The following is a 14,335-nucleotide window of genomic DNA, read 5'->3' on the forward strand; positions in this document are numbered from 1 at the left end:
GATCCGATGAAAGACTCCGAGCACCCGTTTTTCCGGCCGCTGTGGCGGCGCGTTGCCGTTGTCGCGGTCTGCCTGGTCTGGTCGGTGATCGAATTCGCTACGGGCACACCGTTCTGGGGCGTGATCGCGCTCGGCTTCGCCGGCTATGCCGTCTGGCAATTCTTCTATCTCTACAAGCCGGCTGACGAGGACAAGCCATCGGCAGACGCCAAACCGAAGGAATGACCATGTCGAAGCTGCTCGTCAAAGCCAATAAGGGCCACGGCCGCATCGCCCATGTGACGCCGCAAAGCGCCGGCTGGACCTATGTCGGCTTCGATCTGCATCGGCTCAGGCCCGGCGAGAGCGCTTCCGGGCAAACCGCGGATCGTGAGGTCTGCCTGGTGTTCGTCACCGGCAAGGGCAAGGCCAAGGCCGGCGGCAAGGATCTCGGCTTGCTCGGCGAACGCATGTCGCCGTTCGAGGGCAAGCCGTGGTCGGTCTATGTGCCGCAGGGGTCGGAGTGGTCGGTGAGCGCCGATACCGATCTCGAACTTGCCGTCTGTTCGGCGCCAGGACTGGGCGGCGGTCTGCCGGTCCGTGTCATCGGGCCCGACGATCTCGGCCAGGAGGTTCGCGGCAAAGGCACCAACACGCGCTATGTCACCAACATCCTGCCGGAGGGCAAGCCGGCCGATTCCTTGCTGGTGGTGGAGGTCATCACACCCGGCGGCCACACATCGAGCTATCCGCCGCACAAGCACGACCAGGACAATCTGCCGGCTGAATCCTATCTCGAGGAGACCTATTACCACCGTCTCAACCCGCCACAGGGCTTTGCTTTCCAGCGCGTCTACACCGATGCCGACGAGAACGGTGCTCGTTCGCTCGACGAGGCGATGGCGATCGAGGATGGCGACGTCGTGCTGGTCCCCAAGGGTTATCACCCCTGCGCAGCCTGCCACGGCTATGATCTCTATTATCTCAACGTCATGGCCGGACCGAAGCGGACGTGGAAATTCCACAACGCGCCCGAGCACGAATGGCTGATGAAGGCCTAACAGGTTTTTCGCTTCGCCTTCATCCGCTGGTCCAAGGCGAAAAAATCGTCGGCTAATGACCCGCCTGGACAACTTTGTTATCAGAAGCAATCACCAGCTTCGTCATTTCGTCATGCAAATCGCCTATGGGCAGCGGGGCTGACGAGGAACTTCGATGCGCTACGCGATCTATTTCACCCCCCGACAAGACGAACCGCTGGCACGGATCGCCGCCAACTGGCTCGGCCGCGACCCATTCGGTGCCGCCACAAAGCCGGTCGAGGCTGCGGGCGAGTTGTCGGCGGCAGAAGTTGCCTTCCATACCGCCTCGGCGCGCCGCTATGGCTTTCATGCGACACTGAAGGCGCCCTTCAGACTGGCCTCCACCGAGACGGAAACCTCGCTTCGTGCAGCACTCGACGATTTTGCCGAGGCGACGCCGGTGGTTACGATCCCGCGCCTCGTCGTCAGCCAGATCGACGGCTTCTTCGCGCTGTTGCCGGAAGCACCGCTGCCGGCGCTCAACCGCTTCGCCGACGACGTGGTGCGCGACTTCGACCGCTTCCGCGCGCCGTTGACGGAAGCCGAGATCGAACGGCGCAGCCCCGATTCGCTGAAGCCCGACGAGTTCCGCAATCTCTGCCAGTGGGGCTATCCCTATGTCTTCGAGACGTTTCGCTTCCATATGACGCTGTCCGGCCGGGTGTCGTCACAGGAAAGCCCTCGTCTTCGCCTAGCAATCGACAGCCTGTTTGCGGACGTGCTGCAACGGCCGGTGGCGGTGGACGCGCTGACGCTGTTTGTGGAAACTGAACCGGGCGCACCGTTCATGGTGCTGTCCCATCACGCGCTCGGGCGCCGCCCGGCCAGAAGAACTGCCTGACCAGAAGAACTGCCTAAATGACTATTTGTTCTAACCGCATTTGTACGACGCCAATTGGTTCCAGTTGGCTGCAAAATCCTGCAAGGACTGCTTGAAATGACGGCCGAGACTGTTCTTGACAACGCCCGGATCGTGCTCGCCGACCAGATCGTCGAAGGGTCGATCGTGCTGCGCGACGGCATGATCGCCGCCATCGATGCCGGACCCGGCCGCAGCGGCGAGGACATGGGCGGCGACTTCATCATCCCTGGCCTGGTCGAGCTCCACACCGATCATCTCGAAGGCCATTACGCGCCGCGGCCGAAAGTGCGCTGGAACCCGATCGCAGCTGTGCTCGCGCATGACGCGCAGGTGGCGACCGCCGGCATCACCACCGTGCTCGACGCTTTGCGTGTCGGCATGGACGAGGATGCCGACCTGACGGCCGCCGACATACGCAAGCTGGCCGACGCGATCGAGGACAGCGTGCAGCAGGACCGGCTCAGGGCCGACCATTTCCTCCATCTGCGTTGCGAGGTTTCGGCGCCGGACTGCCTCACGGCCTTCGCCAATTTCGACGGCGACGAGCGGGTCAGGCTGGCGTCGCTGATGGACCATGCGCCCGGACAGCGGCAATTCGTCGATCTCGAAACCTATGCCTATTATTACCAGCGCAAGCTGAAGCTGACCGATCGCGATTTCCAGAAATTCTGCGAAAAGCGGATGGCGGAATCGGCGAAGAACTCGAGCCCGAATCGCAGCTTCATCGCCGCTGCCTGCCAAGAGCGCGGCATCGTGCTCGCCAGCCATGACGACGCGACCGTCGGCCATGTCGACGAAGCGATCGAGCAAGGCGTCCGTGTCGCCGAGTTCCCAACCACCGAGGAGGCGGCTCGGGCTTCGAAAAAGGCAGGGCTCGGCGTTTTGATGGGCGCGCCGAATGTCATGCGCGGCGCTTCGCATTCGGGCAATGTCTCGGCCCGCACGCTGGCCGGCGATGGCCTGCTCGATATCCTGTCGTCGGACTACATTCCCTTCAGTCTGATCCAGTCAGCCTTCTTCCTCGGCGACGTGGTCGAGGGCATTTCCTTGCCACAGGCGGTGGCGATGGTCTCGAAGAACCCGGCCGAGGCGGTCGGCCTCACCGATCGCGGTGTCATCGAGCCCGGCCGGCGCGCCGATCTGGTTCGCGTGCGCGTCGACGACCATGTCCCGGTCGTCCGCACGGTCTGGCGGCAGGGACGCCGAGTCGCATGATGGTGTCGGCATCGGTCGAGCGTGAATTGTCCGCTACGGGATTTCCGATCCGCGACGGTGTCTTCGTCGCCGTCGTCGGGCCGAGCGGTGCCGGCAAGGACACGGTGATCGGCTATGCGCGCGCCGTGTTTGCCGACGAGAGCCGGCTGGAGTTCGTGCGCCGGGTGATCACCCGGCCGAGCGATGCGGCCACCGAGGATCACGACACGCTCGCCGACGTTGCCTTCGTCGAGGCCGAAGCGGATGGCGCCTTCGCGATTTCCTGGGAGGCGCATGGCCTGCGCTATGGCATCCCGGCCGAAGTCGATTGGTCGGTCTCAAACGGCCGTGTCGCGATCGCCAACGTCTCGCGCGCGATCATCCCGGCGCTGCGGGAACGCTACGCCAATCTGGCTGTCGTCGAAATCACGGCTACACCGGATATCCTGGCCGAGCGGCTGGCATTGCGCGGTCGCGAATCGCGCGGCGAAGTGCTGGCACGGCTGGCGCGCAGCGCCAATGTGGCGCTGTCCGGACCGGGTGTCACCTCGATCGACAATAGCGGCCCTCGTGAAGCGGCCGGCGAGCGCTTCGCCGAGATGCTGCGCAAGGCCATGGCCTTCTCCGACATGTCGGGCCTTATCTAAAATAGCGCCCACCCGATGCATTCGGTATGGGCGCTACTTGTCTAACCGATATCTTTTTGGAAACCGGTATCCACTTTTCTGGATTATGGCCTCATGCGGCGTGCCGGTCCCGACCAGCATGACGAGTATCCGTGGCAGTGGTTGTCGAAGGCTTCGCTGGCGCATCCGCTGGTGTATCCAGAACTGCAACGTGATGCCGATAGACCATCTCCCAGCCCTTCCAGCCGGTGAACAGCAGTATGCAGACCACTATGAACGACAAGAGCGCGCCCCATGGTCGGACCGCCGCTTCGGCGCCTTGAGCATAGCGAAGGTAGAAATTGATCAGTGCCACAACGACTGCGGTCAAGTTGCCCAGCATGTGGTACCAGGCGTCGGACAAGGCGCGAATGCGCGGCTCGTTGAGGAAGTCGATAAAACCGGCTGTCGCAGCGATAAGGGCCATTACTATGGCTGCCCCGATCAGCCACATCGATGCTCGTGCCCAGAAGGCATCGGCAGTCCCCCAGAAAACCAGGTCGGTGACAAACGCACCGACAAGAAACGCGACAGGAAAAGGTATCAGCATCGGGTGGAGGGGGTGAGTTCCTACTTTGGCGGTACTAACTGGATTCGTGGGCATGGAACGCCTCCGCGTAGCAAAGCTTAAATAAACGCTCAGATACGGGTTTTCGTTCCAAATAGAGACCGACCTGAACTGCTGTCGCGAAGCTCCGGTTGACTCTTTCACGCCACCTGCCATGGCAGTCGGCGTATTTCATCCAGCTATTTTTGCGTCACTCAGCGGCAGCACCCGCCACGCCCTTGCGTGTGGCTTCCAGCATCCGCCGCCGCGCCCTGAACACGCCCCATTGCTGGTCAACCAGCACGCCGATGAGGATCACCCCGCCCATGACGGCGAAGTTGAGCGAGGACGGGATGCCGAGCAGGTTGACGAGGTTCTGCAGCTCCTGCAGCAGCACCGTGCCGAGCAGGACGCCGATCAGCGAGCCTTCGCCGCCACGCAGCGAGAAGCCGCCGAGCACCGCGGCCGCGATGGCATAGAGCTCGTAGAACTGGCCGTGGCTCGCCGGCGAGATCGAGCGTGTGTACATGGCGAAATAGATAGCTGACAGCGCCGTCAGCACGCCGCAGATGACATAGGCGGCCATGACGATGCGGCCGGTGCGGATGCCGGAATATTTTGCCGCTTCCTCGTTCTTGCCGATGGCATAGAGATAGCGCCCGAACACCGACCGGTGCAGCACCACCCACATGACGACGGCGATGACGATCAGCGCGATGAAGCTGTTCGGCACGCCCCAGGACCGCCCCGCCGTCAGGAACTCGAGTTCCGGGAAGTTCTGTCCGAAGGCAAAGCCGGCGGTGCCGTCGGCGGTGTAGAAGCGCGCCACGCCGCGATAGATCAACAGGCCGCACAAAGTCACCACGAAAGGCTGCAATTTGAGCCGGGTGATCAGCCAGCCATGCGCCAGCCCGATGATGCCGCCGAGCACCAGGATCAGCGGCAGGGCGACCGGCCAGGCCATGCCGCGCGTGGCGATGAAGTCGATAAACAGCACGCCGAGCAGCGCAACCACCGAGCCGACCGACAATTCGATGCCACCGGTGATGATGACGAAGGCTTGGCCAATCGACAGGATGCCGAACAACCCGATCAGGTTCGAGGTGTTGGCGAGATTGATCGGCAGCAGGAAGCGCGGGTTGATGATCGCCACCACCGCACCGACCACCAGGATCAGGATCAGCAGGCCGAGATCTTTCTTGCTCATCGTCTTCTCCCAGTGCCTGCGAACTACTTCGGCTGCTTGCCGACCGCCAGCAGCAGCACGTTTTCCTGGCTGAACCGGTCCTTATCGAGAATGCCCGAGATCTGGCCTTCATGCATGACGGCAATGCGGTCGGAAACGCCGATCACCTCCTCCATGTCGCTGGAGATCATCAGCACGGCGACGCCGGCATCGGCCAGCGCCCGCATCAGTCCGTAGATCTCGGCCTTGGCGCCGATGTCGATACCGCGGGTCGGTTCGTCGAGAATCATCACCTTCGGCTTCATCGCCAGCCATTTGGCCAGCACGACCTTTTGCTGGTTGCCGCCCGACAGCGTACCGGTACGCGTCTGCACGGAGGGCGCCCTGATGCCGAGATCGGTCTTCTGCTTCTCGGCGGTGGCGGCCTCGGCGCTGGCCGAGACCAGCGAGCGCCGCGAATGTGCCGGCAGATTGGGCAGCGAGATGTTCTGGGCGATCGAAAGGTCGAGCAGGATGCCGGTCAGCTTGCGATCCTCGGGGACGAGGAAAATACCGTTGGCCACTGCGTCCGCGGCCGAACCAAGAACCAGATCTTTTCCGTCAAGCTGGAACGAGCCGCCAAAGCTCTTGTCGATGCCAAACAGGACGCGCGCCAGCTCCGTCCGACCGGAGCCGACGAGACCGGCGAGGCCGAGGATCTCGCCATGCCTGACATCGAGGTCGACGGGCCGGTCGGGATAGGCAGCGGTGCGAATGGCCTTGACCGACAGCGCGACAGAGCCCGGCGGGCGCGCCGATTCTGCGGCCTTCTCCCTCTCCTTCAGCATGCGGCCGATCATCAGCTTGACCATCTGGTCGTGATTGATGGCGCTCTTCGGCAAGGTTCCGGCGAGCATGCCGTCCCTGAGCACGACGACGCGGTCGGCGACGCGCTCGACCTCGTGCAGGCGGTGCGAGATGAAAATGACGCTGATGCCGTCTGCCTTCAGCGCCTTGATGACACCGAGCAGCTTGTCGGTTTCTGCGATCGGCAGGCTCGATGTCGGTTCGTCGAGGATGACCAGCCGCGCCTCGATCGACAGCGCCTTGGCGATCTCGACCATTTGCTGCTGGGCCAGCGACAGCGCCGACACCGGCGTATCGGCCGAGAAATTGGCGCCCACGCGTTTGAGCAGCGGCGCCGCCAGCGCTCGCAGCCTGGCGCGGTCGACCAGCCTGAACGGGCCGGCGCGCAGCGGTTCGCGGCCGAAGAAAATATTGGCGGCGACGTCGAGGTTCTCGAACAGGTTGAGTTCCTGGTGGACGAAGGCGATGCCCGAACCGATGCTGGCTTCGACGGTCAGACTGTCATGGGCGACGCCATCGACGGTGATGGTGCCGGTGTCCGGCCGGGTCACGCCGCCGAGGATCTTCATCAGCGTCGATTTGCCGGCGCCGTTTTCGCCGACCAGGCCGATGACCTCGCCGGGCCTGACCTCGATCGAGAACCCGTCCAGCGCGACAACGCCGGGATAAGTCTTGCGCACGCCGTCGAGGCTCAGGAACGGAGCGGCCGTGGATGCAACGATGGATGGGTCGGAATAATTCATCACGCCTGACAGCAGCCGGTGAGCCGTTTTGGCCTCAGACTGACGGGCCTTGCGAGGCGCGTCAATAGAATCGCCGGCTCAGGGCGAACCCTTGAGCCGGCGCAACTTATTCGCTCAATTTCCCGACATCGCCTTGAGGTTGGCGGCGTAGGCGTCGACATCGTCCTTGCCGATGATCTTGGTCGGCACGATGATCAGGCCATCGGCGGGAACGCCCGACTTGTCGCCCTCGAGATAGGCAGCCATCAGCTTCATGCCCTGATAGGCCCATTCGAAGGGTTGCTGCACGACGGTGGCGGCGACGGTACCTTCCTTGACGCCGCCCAGCGTGATCGGATCGTCGTCGAAGCCGACGACGGTGATCTGGCCGAGCTTGCCGGCATCGCGCAGCGCTTCATAGATGCGCGGCGTGTTGTAGGAGTAGAAGCCGACCATGCAGGTGACGTCGGGGCTGGCGACCAGCGCGTCCTCGACGTTCTTCTTGGCGCGGGCCTGATCGATGTCGTCGCCACGCACGTCGACCAATTCGATCTTGGTGCCCGCGAGGCCGTCCTTCATGCCCTGGATGCGCTCCTTGGCATTGTCGGCGCCGAGCAGGCCAACGAAGCCGAGGCACTTGCCGCCGTCGGGCATTGCCTTCTTGGCGATCTCGGCCGCCTGCTTGCCGGCATCGACATTGGACGAGCCGATATAGGCGACACGCTTGGTCTGCGGCGCGTCGCTGTCGGTGGTGAACAATGCCGTCTCCGAGGCGATCTTGTTCAGCCCGTCGGTCGACGTCTTGGGGTCCACCGCCGAAACCATGATCCCCTTCACGCCGGCCGTCACCAGATCGTCCATCAGGCGCTGCTGTATGGCGACCGAGGACTGTTCCGGATATTTGAGCTCCAGACTATAGTTGGGCAGTTCGCCTTGAGCCTTCTTGACGCCGGCTTCGGCCGCCTTCCAGAAATCGGAAGCGCCGTTGACGACGAAGGCCAGCGTCGGCTTGTCGTCGGCGCGCGCAATTGCCGTGACGGACAGGCCGAGCAGCAGGGCCGCGGCGGCGACGGACGTATTTCGTATCACAGATTTCATGTAACCTCCCATTTGAATCAGTCGTGTCGCTGATGTGAATTTGCGGATTGCGGCTTGGACGCCCCTCCTCCTCAAGGGTTCCGGCAGCGAAAGAACGGCGCCAATCCAGCCACGATGCAAACTCTAGACACTCGTTTGCGGTTAGTAAATAGTCCGATTTGTCTGACATTTTCGTGATTGCGCGACGCATTTACGCCGGCCCGAGAGCCGCCAGACATCGCGTCGCACGCTCGATTTGCCGCGCCCAGCATGATCCATGCCGGGCATGACAAATTGACTTTAGAACGTTGCGAGTTATTAGTAAACAGTATTAGTTTCTTGGTTGGAACGTCGCTTGCCATGAGCGGCAAGGCCTTGGCCGCCGCGTGGAGCAGAGAGGCGCCAGGGGATCGAGCGGACCGTCGATGGCTTGCGCAGCGGCAGAAATCCGCGAGAAATCAAGCTTTGTGGCGAGATTGTCGTTTGCGCCGCCGTATGGCGGGCGATGGGATTCGATTGATAATAATGATAAATTTGATTTCCGTTTATAAACGCGGCATGTCGGACCGGCTTGCCGCCCGCGACGCGATCCGGTTAGACGGGCCGGGGTGGGAAACATGAAACCATGAGCGAACCGACGGATCTCAGCGATCCCGATGTCTCCAGGCGGCGCAAGCCGTCGGGGAAAAACCCCAAGGGCCGCGTTACCATGACCGACATCGCCAGGGCGGCAGGCTGTTCGCAGGCGACGGTTTCGTTCGTGCTCAACAACACGCCGGGCATCAGGCTGTCGCAGCAAACCCGAGAGCGGGTGATCGAGACGGCGCGAACGCTGGGCTATTCGCCGCCCGTGTTTTCTGCCTTGCGAGCCCCGGTTGCCGCATTCGACGGGCTGGATGGCGTGATCGGCTTCGCCGTCGACCAGTTGGCGACCAGCCCGGAGGCGGTCGTCGCCATTGAAGGGGCGCGGCAAGCCTCGTGGAACGCCGGCAATGTGCTTTTGGTGGCGCAGACCATGGGCGACGAGGTGATGGAGCCCCGGGCCATCGCGGCACTGACCAAGCGGGGCATTTCGGCACTGATCTACATGACCATTTTCACCCGCGAGATCGTCGCGCCGGACTATCTCTACGGCCTCGACATTCCGGTCATCCTGCTCAACTGCTACACCGCCGACTATGCCTTCCCCGCCGTGGTGCCGAGCGAGATCGCCGGCGGCCAGAGCTCCACCCGCCACTTGATCGGCCATGGTCACCGGCGCATCGCCACCATCACCGGCGAGCCCTGGATGCAAGCGGCGCAGGACCGGCTGAAGGGCTACCGCCGGGCGCTGGCGACGGCCGACATTCCGTTCGACCCGGCGCTGGTCGTCGAAGGCGACTGGTCGGCGAGCGCCGGCTATGCCGCGACCGTCAAGCTCTTGGCGCTGAAGGACCGGCCGACCGCGATCTTCTGCCAGAACGACCGCACCGCGATCGGCTGCTACGAGGCGCTGAAGGAGGCCGGCCTGCACATCCCCCGGGATATTTCGGTGATCGGTTATGACGACGAGGAGATCGCGCGGCATCTGTTCCCGCCGCTGACGACGTCGATCCTGCCGCATATGGCGATGGGACAATGGGCGATCGAGCAGCTCGAAGTCCCCGCTGCTCCCGGTCGTGGCCGCTATCCCATCACCAAGCTCGAATGCCCGCTGGTGGTGCGGGAGTCGGTTGGCGCTCTGGCGGGCTGAGGCGAGAGCGCCGGCGATCGACAATGGCACAGGCTTGACATCGGGCCCGGCATATACCCGATTGATTTCATGAGATTGCAAAGCTGCTACAATTTTCAGGACTTCCGCCGGCTGGCAAAACAGCGCCTGCCGGGGCCGATCTTCGACTATATCGATGGCGGCGCCGACGACGAGACGACGCTGCGGCGCAACACGGCTGCGTTCGAGAACTGCGATCTCGTCCCCAACGTGCTTGCCGGCGTCGGGCAGATCGACATGTCGGTCACCGTCATGGGCCAGAAACTGGCGATGCCGGTCTATTGCTCGCCGACGGCACTTCAACGGCTGTTCCACCATAGCGGAGAGCGCGCCGTCGCCGCAGCCGCGGAGAAGTTCGGCACGATGTTCGGCGTGTCGTCGCTTGGGACGGTCAGCCTGGAGGAAGTCCGCAAGCACCGAGTACCGCAGGTCTATCAGTTCTATTTCCACAGGGATCGCGGCCTGAACCGCGCCATGATGGAGCGCGCCAAGACGTCCGGCGTCGACGTGATGATGCTGACGGTCGACAGCGTCACCGGCGGAAACCGCGAACGCGACCTGCGGACCGGTTTTTCCATCCCCTTTCGGCTTACGCTCGGCGGCATGATGCAGTTTGCGATCAAGCCGAGATGGGCCATCGACTATTTGACGCATGAAAAATTCAGCCTGCCGCAGTTGGACGGCCATATCGACCTCGGCGGCGGAGCGCTTTCCATCAGCCGCTATTTCACTGAGATCCTCGATCCATCGCTGGATTGGAAGGACGTCGAAGACATGGTCCGTTTCTGGAACGGCCAGTTTTGCCTGAAGGGGATCATGAGCGTCGCCGATGCCAGAAAGGCGGTCGACATCGGCTGTACCGGCATCGTTCTTTCAAACCACGGCGGCAGGCAGTTGGACGGCTCGCGCAGCCCCTTCGACCAGCTGGCGGAGATCGTCGACGCGGTGGGCGACAAGATCGACGTGATCATCGACAGCGGCGTCCAGCGCGGCACGCATGTCCTGAAAGCCCTGTCACTGGGCGCCAAGGCCGTCGGCGTCGGGCGCTACTATCTCTTCCCGCTGGCCGCCGCCGGACAGGCCGGCGTCGAACGGGCGCTCGGCCTGATGCGAACCGAGATCGAACGCGACATGCGGCTGATGGGATGCAGGTCGGTGGCAGAGCTTTCGAGAGCGAATGTGCGGTTTAGGTGATAGAGCCGGGAAGTGGCGCACGGCATAAGCTTTTTCGAAGTGCGATACTATACCGACCTGCCGCCGCTCCTGCCGTCCGTTTCGAAGACAGTCTCGCCGGAAACAGCATCCGTATATCCGCCCTCAAGCTGCTGCAACGTATGCCGGAACCGATCAAGATTGCCCAGCATTTTGGGCCTGGCATCGACCATGTGCTGAAAAGTGTCCCACTCTCCAATCGAGAAGAAGGCGCCATCTCCCGATTTGACGAGAGCCATTTTTCGCAACCCCTCGAAATTGCGCGGAGCGCTGCTGAACAGTTCGACGAATTCGTCTTCACTACCCGGCTTGACCCGGAAGCGGACGCTGTTGAATGCCGTCATCTACGTTCCCCCGTGAAAGAACTGAAAACCTCGAATATGCGAGGCCCTAACGCACCTCGAACCCTTCGAACAGGTGTAGAGGAAAATCGGAAGGTTGGCTTCAGTCACCTCTAGCCGAAAGCCCCGTTTCTGGCGCTATTTTGCCAGGAAGAGGACGACGCTCGATCGCAATCGGTACGCCCTTCCGACCGGCAATGAAACGCGCTGTTAACGCCGTTCGCGGGTGACAGGATGTTGGCCGCAGTTCGAAGGTATAATCTGCGTCTCGCTGTCAGTTGCGGAGGCGAAAATGAATTTGCTTCGAATTGCGCTCTTGTGCACGGCCATGATCGACCTTGGAATGCCGGCCGTTCGCGCTGAGGATCGGCCCGTTCGCGCTGAGGATCGGCCTGTGCCGCAGAACAATAAAGCCGCAACAACGCAGCCGCCAGTTCATTGTGAAGGCCAAAATTGTCTCCCGCCGGCGAAAGATCCCGTGCAGGAATGCACTGGCCAGGATTGCACGCCAGGCCCGCCGACTGAACCGGGCCTGGAGATTAAGCAGGCCGACTGAGCAGCATTAGCTGACGATCTCCTTTTTGGCATGGATGGCGCTCAGCCCTCGCGACTTTCAGGCCACCGGTGGTAGATTCTGTTACCTATGTTCCCGGGGTAGGCATGAGTTTAATGGCGCGCCCGAAGAGATTCGAACTCCTGACCCCCAGATTCGTAGTCTGGTGCTCTATCCAGCTGAGCTACGGGCGCGCAACAGGCCATGCTTCGCATAGCCCCGCGATCCGATCCTGGCGACCGGCCGCGAATGTGAGCTGTTCCCTAGCGACTGAATTTGCGAAAAGCAAGCCGATCCTGGCCAAAAGTTTTGCCGTCATGTTTTGCCGTCATGCGCCGGCCGGCGAAGGCAAGATCGCGTCACGCGGCGGCCGAGCCGATAGGTCGTCGTCTTGGATCAGTCATTTGCCAATCGGAACGGCCCGTAACGAAACACGCCGTTGCACGGCGGCCGAGCCGATGGCTCGTAGTCTCGGACCAACCATTTGCGAATTGAAACGGTCCGTAAACAAACGGTTCGTTACGCCGGGCGGCGCAGACCGTTGCGGGCCTGGTCGAGCCGGACCGGCTGGTCGGGAATGGTGACCGCGAATGTGGTGCGGCCGCCGATGCTTTCGACCAGCTCCACCGTGCCGCCATGGGCGCGGATCAATTCATGGGCGATCGCCAGGCCAAGGCCGGTGCCGCCGCTGCGGGCCGAGCCGCGGAATGCCGCGAACAGGTTTTCTCGCGCCTTTGGCGGCAGGCCGGGGCCGGTGTCGGTCACGACGATGCGGCTGACGCTGCCGATGCGCTCGGCCGATATGGTCAGGCGGCGCACCACGGCGCTCTCGGTGTCGGCCGCCATCGCCTGCACGGCGTTGCGGCTAAGATTGGTGAGCACGCGGAACAGCTGGTCGGAATCGGCGTCGACCTCGAGCACCGGATCGACGGCGTTGACGAATTCGATGCCGCATTCGATGTCGAGCAGGCCCTGGACGTCCTCGACCAGCTGGCGCAGCCGCAGCCTGCGGCGCGACGGCGGCGGCTCCTGGGTGCGGCCATAGGCCAGCACGCCCTCCGAGTAGGACACCGCACGGTCGAGCGCGCGCAGCAGTTTTGGTGCGAAGGCCTGCACGGTCGGGTCCTTGACCTGGCGCAGGCGGTCCGACATCAGTTGCGCCGAGGCGAGGATGTTGCGCATGTCGTGGTTGATCTTCGACACGGCCAGGCCGAGATCGGCCAGGTGCTTCTGCTCGGTCAGCATCTTCTGCAGCCGCTCCTGCATCTGCGACAGCTCGCGTTCGGCGACGCCGATCTCGTCGGCCCGGGCGGCGGGGTGAATGATGCGACCGGGATCGTCGGGCGCCTCGGAAAAGGACAGCATCGAGCGTGTCATCGTCCTGATCGGGCCGATCATGATCAGGTCTATCGCGGCGTAGACCAGCATGGCGGTGAACAGCGAGATCAGCAGCGAGACGAAGGCGACGTTGCGCGAATAGATCAGCATGGCATTGCGCAGGCGGTGGTCGGGCATGATCAGCTCGAATTCTTTGTCGCTGTCGCCGACCGGCCCGAAAACGCGCAGCATCCGCTTGCCGCCGAAAAACAGCGTGTCCAGCGCGCCGGTCATACCCTTGATCATGCCGACATTGGCGATATCGATATGCTCGTCGACCTGCGGCGGCATTTCGGCCACGACCAGAAGCCGCGAGACGCCGCCGTCGCGCACGGCGATCGCCTTGGCGCCGATCGCCATCAGTACGTCGTTCTGGGCGGCACGCGACAGCGAGGCAGGTTCGCCCTGCACCAGGACGATGGAAACCGCGGCGGCGGTGCTCAGCCTCTCCTTCAGCCAACTCAGCCTGTAGCTGGCGATCCAGGGCACGAAGATGAGGATTTCGGCCAAGAGCACGAAGACGATGGTGAGCAGCAGCAACTTGGTCGACAGGCCGCGCGCCAGCGGCACCCTGCGGGTGGCCGCCTTCGCCTGGGCGATGCGTTCGTCGGTTGCTGGGACTTCACTCATGCTCGTCGTCACGGCTGCCTGTCATCACGGCTGCTTGTCTTAGGGACTGCTCGTCTTCACGATCGCTTGATCGGGTGAGATTAGGCGATTGCGGCTTTTTTGCCAAATTCATCCTTGGCCGAAGCCGGACAAAGGGCCGCAAGACTTCGATGCCGGTCCGACAATGCCGGCCCGACACGCTGGATTGACTTCCAAAACCCTTCTTTCTATAAGCCCGCTCACGCTCGGGCCATTCGTCCCGGCGCGGTTTCGATCGCGCCAAAACCGGCCCGGCAAAGCTCCTGTTACAAAGTGACAGAATCAAGAAGGGCC

14 protein-coding genes and 1 tRNA gene are annotated in these 14,335 nt (G+C 62.8%); 7 read left to right on the forward strand and 8 right to left on the reverse strand.

Going from position 1 to position 14,335, the window contains the following annotated elements:
• Positions 1-6: 6 nt before the first annotated feature.
• The 5 genes from NKI47_RS06485 to phnN all read left to right on the forward strand — a co-directional run bounded on the left by NKI47_RS06485 (position 7) and on the right by phnN (position 3,764).
• Positions 7-225, forward strand: a complete 219-nt coding sequence (locus tag NKI47_RS06485) for a DUF3329 domain-containing protein (protein ID WP_254815905.1) — start codon at positions 7-9, stop codon at positions 223-225.
• Positions 226-227: 2 nt separating this feature from the next.
• Positions 228-1,040 (forward strand): 5-deoxy-glucuronate isomerase, encoded by an 813-nt coding sequence (iolB, locus tag NKI47_RS06490; RefSeq protein WP_023677507.1) that lies wholly within the window; start codon positions 228-230, stop codon positions 1,038-1,040.
• A 154-nt stretch (positions 1,041-1,194) separates the two neighbouring features.
• Positions 1,195-1,902, forward strand: coding sequence for a DUF1045 domain-containing protein (locus NKI47_RS06495; RefSeq protein WP_023677506.1), 708 nt, complete (start codon positions 1,195-1,197; stop codon positions 1,900-1,902).
• 96 nt (positions 1,903-1,998) lie between these two features.
• Positions 1,999-3,138, forward strand: a complete 1,140-nt coding sequence (locus NKI47_RS06500) for an alpha-D-ribose 1-methylphosphonate 5-triphosphate diphosphatase (RefSeq protein ID WP_023677505.1) — start codon at positions 1,999-2,001, stop codon at positions 3,136-3,138.
• Positions 3,135-3,764, forward strand: coding sequence for a phosphonate metabolism protein/1,5-bisphosphokinase (PRPP-forming) PhnN (phnN, locus tag NKI47_RS06505; protein WP_023677504.1), 630 nt, complete (start codon positions 3,135-3,137; stop codon positions 3,762-3,764). Before NKI47_RS06500 ends, phnN begins: the two co-directional genes overlap by 4 nt.
• A 91-nt stretch (positions 3,765-3,855) precedes the next feature.
• On the opposite strand, the gene NKI47_RS06510 is transcribed toward phnN, so the two are convergent.
• From NKI47_RS06510 to NKI47_RS06525, 4 genes are all read right to left on the reverse strand, one after another.
• Positions 3,856-4,386 carry a DUF2231 domain-containing protein gene (locus NKI47_RS06510; RefSeq protein ID WP_023677503.1) on the reverse strand — a complete coding sequence of 177 codons (531 nt, stop codon included), beginning with the start codon at positions 4,384-4,386 and terminating at the stop codon, positions 3,856-3,858.
• Between the two features lie 154 nt (positions 4,387-4,540).
• Positions 4,541-5,536, reverse strand: coding sequence for an ABC transporter permease (locus NKI47_RS06515; RefSeq protein ID WP_023677502.1), 996 nt, complete (start codon positions 5,534-5,536; stop codon positions 4,541-4,543).
• Between the two features lie 23 nt (positions 5,537-5,559).
• Positions 5,560-7,104, reverse strand: coding sequence for a sugar ABC transporter ATP-binding protein (locus tag NKI47_RS06520; protein WP_023677501.1), 1,545 nt, complete (start codon positions 7,102-7,104; stop codon positions 5,560-5,562).
• A 114-nt stretch (positions 7,105-7,218) separates the two neighbouring features.
• A complete protein-coding gene (locus tag NKI47_RS06525) occupies positions 7,219-8,181 on the reverse strand; it encodes a sugar-binding protein (RefSeq protein ID WP_352588525.1) in 963 nt (320 codons plus the stop codon).
• Between the two features lie 604 nt (positions 8,182-8,785).
• On the opposite strand from NKI47_RS06525, the gene NKI47_RS06530 reads away from it, so the two are divergent.
• Both NKI47_RS06530 and NKI47_RS06535 read left to right on the forward strand, forming a co-directional pair.
• Positions 8,786-9,892 (forward strand): LacI family DNA-binding transcriptional regulator, encoded by a 1,107-nt coding sequence (locus NKI47_RS06530; RefSeq protein WP_352588528.1) that lies wholly within the window; start codon positions 8,786-8,788, stop codon positions 9,890-9,892.
• A gap of 69 nt (positions 9,893-9,961) precedes the next feature.
• Positions 9,962-11,104, forward strand: coding sequence for an alpha-hydroxy acid oxidase (locus tag NKI47_RS06535; protein WP_352578137.1), 1,143 nt, complete (start codon positions 9,962-9,964; stop codon positions 11,102-11,104).
• Positions 11,105-11,151: 47 nt separating this feature from the next.
• On the opposite strand, the gene NKI47_RS06540 is transcribed toward NKI47_RS06535, so the two are convergent.
• The 4 genes from NKI47_RS06540 to NKI47_RS06555 form a co-directional block, all read right to left on the reverse strand.
• Complete coding sequence (locus tag NKI47_RS06540; RefSeq protein ID WP_352578138.1) at positions 11,152-11,466, reverse strand: antibiotic biosynthesis monooxygenase; 315 nt, start codon at positions 11,464-11,466, stop codon at positions 11,152-11,154.
• 271 nt (positions 11,467-11,737) lie between these two features.
• Positions 11,738-11,914 (reverse strand): hypothetical protein, encoded by a 177-nt coding sequence (locus NKI47_RS06545; RefSeq protein WP_352588532.1) that lies wholly within the window; start codon positions 11,912-11,914, stop codon positions 11,738-11,740.
• 219 nt (positions 11,915-12,133) lie between these two features.
• A tRNA-Arg gene (locus NKI47_RS06550) sits at positions 12,134-12,210 on the reverse strand.
• Positions 12,211-12,535: 325 nt separating this feature from the next.
• Entirely contained in the window at positions 12,536-14,023 is a 1,488-nt protein-coding gene (locus tag NKI47_RS06555; protein WP_352568512.1) for an ATP-binding protein, read from the reverse strand.
• Positions 14,024-14,335: the final 312 nt, after the last annotated feature.

Source organism: Mesorhizobium sp. M0633, assembly GCF_040320645.1.
In the GTDB taxonomy this organism is placed as follows: domain Bacteria; phylum Pseudomonadota; class Alphaproteobacteria; order Rhizobiales; family Rhizobiaceae; genus Mesorhizobium.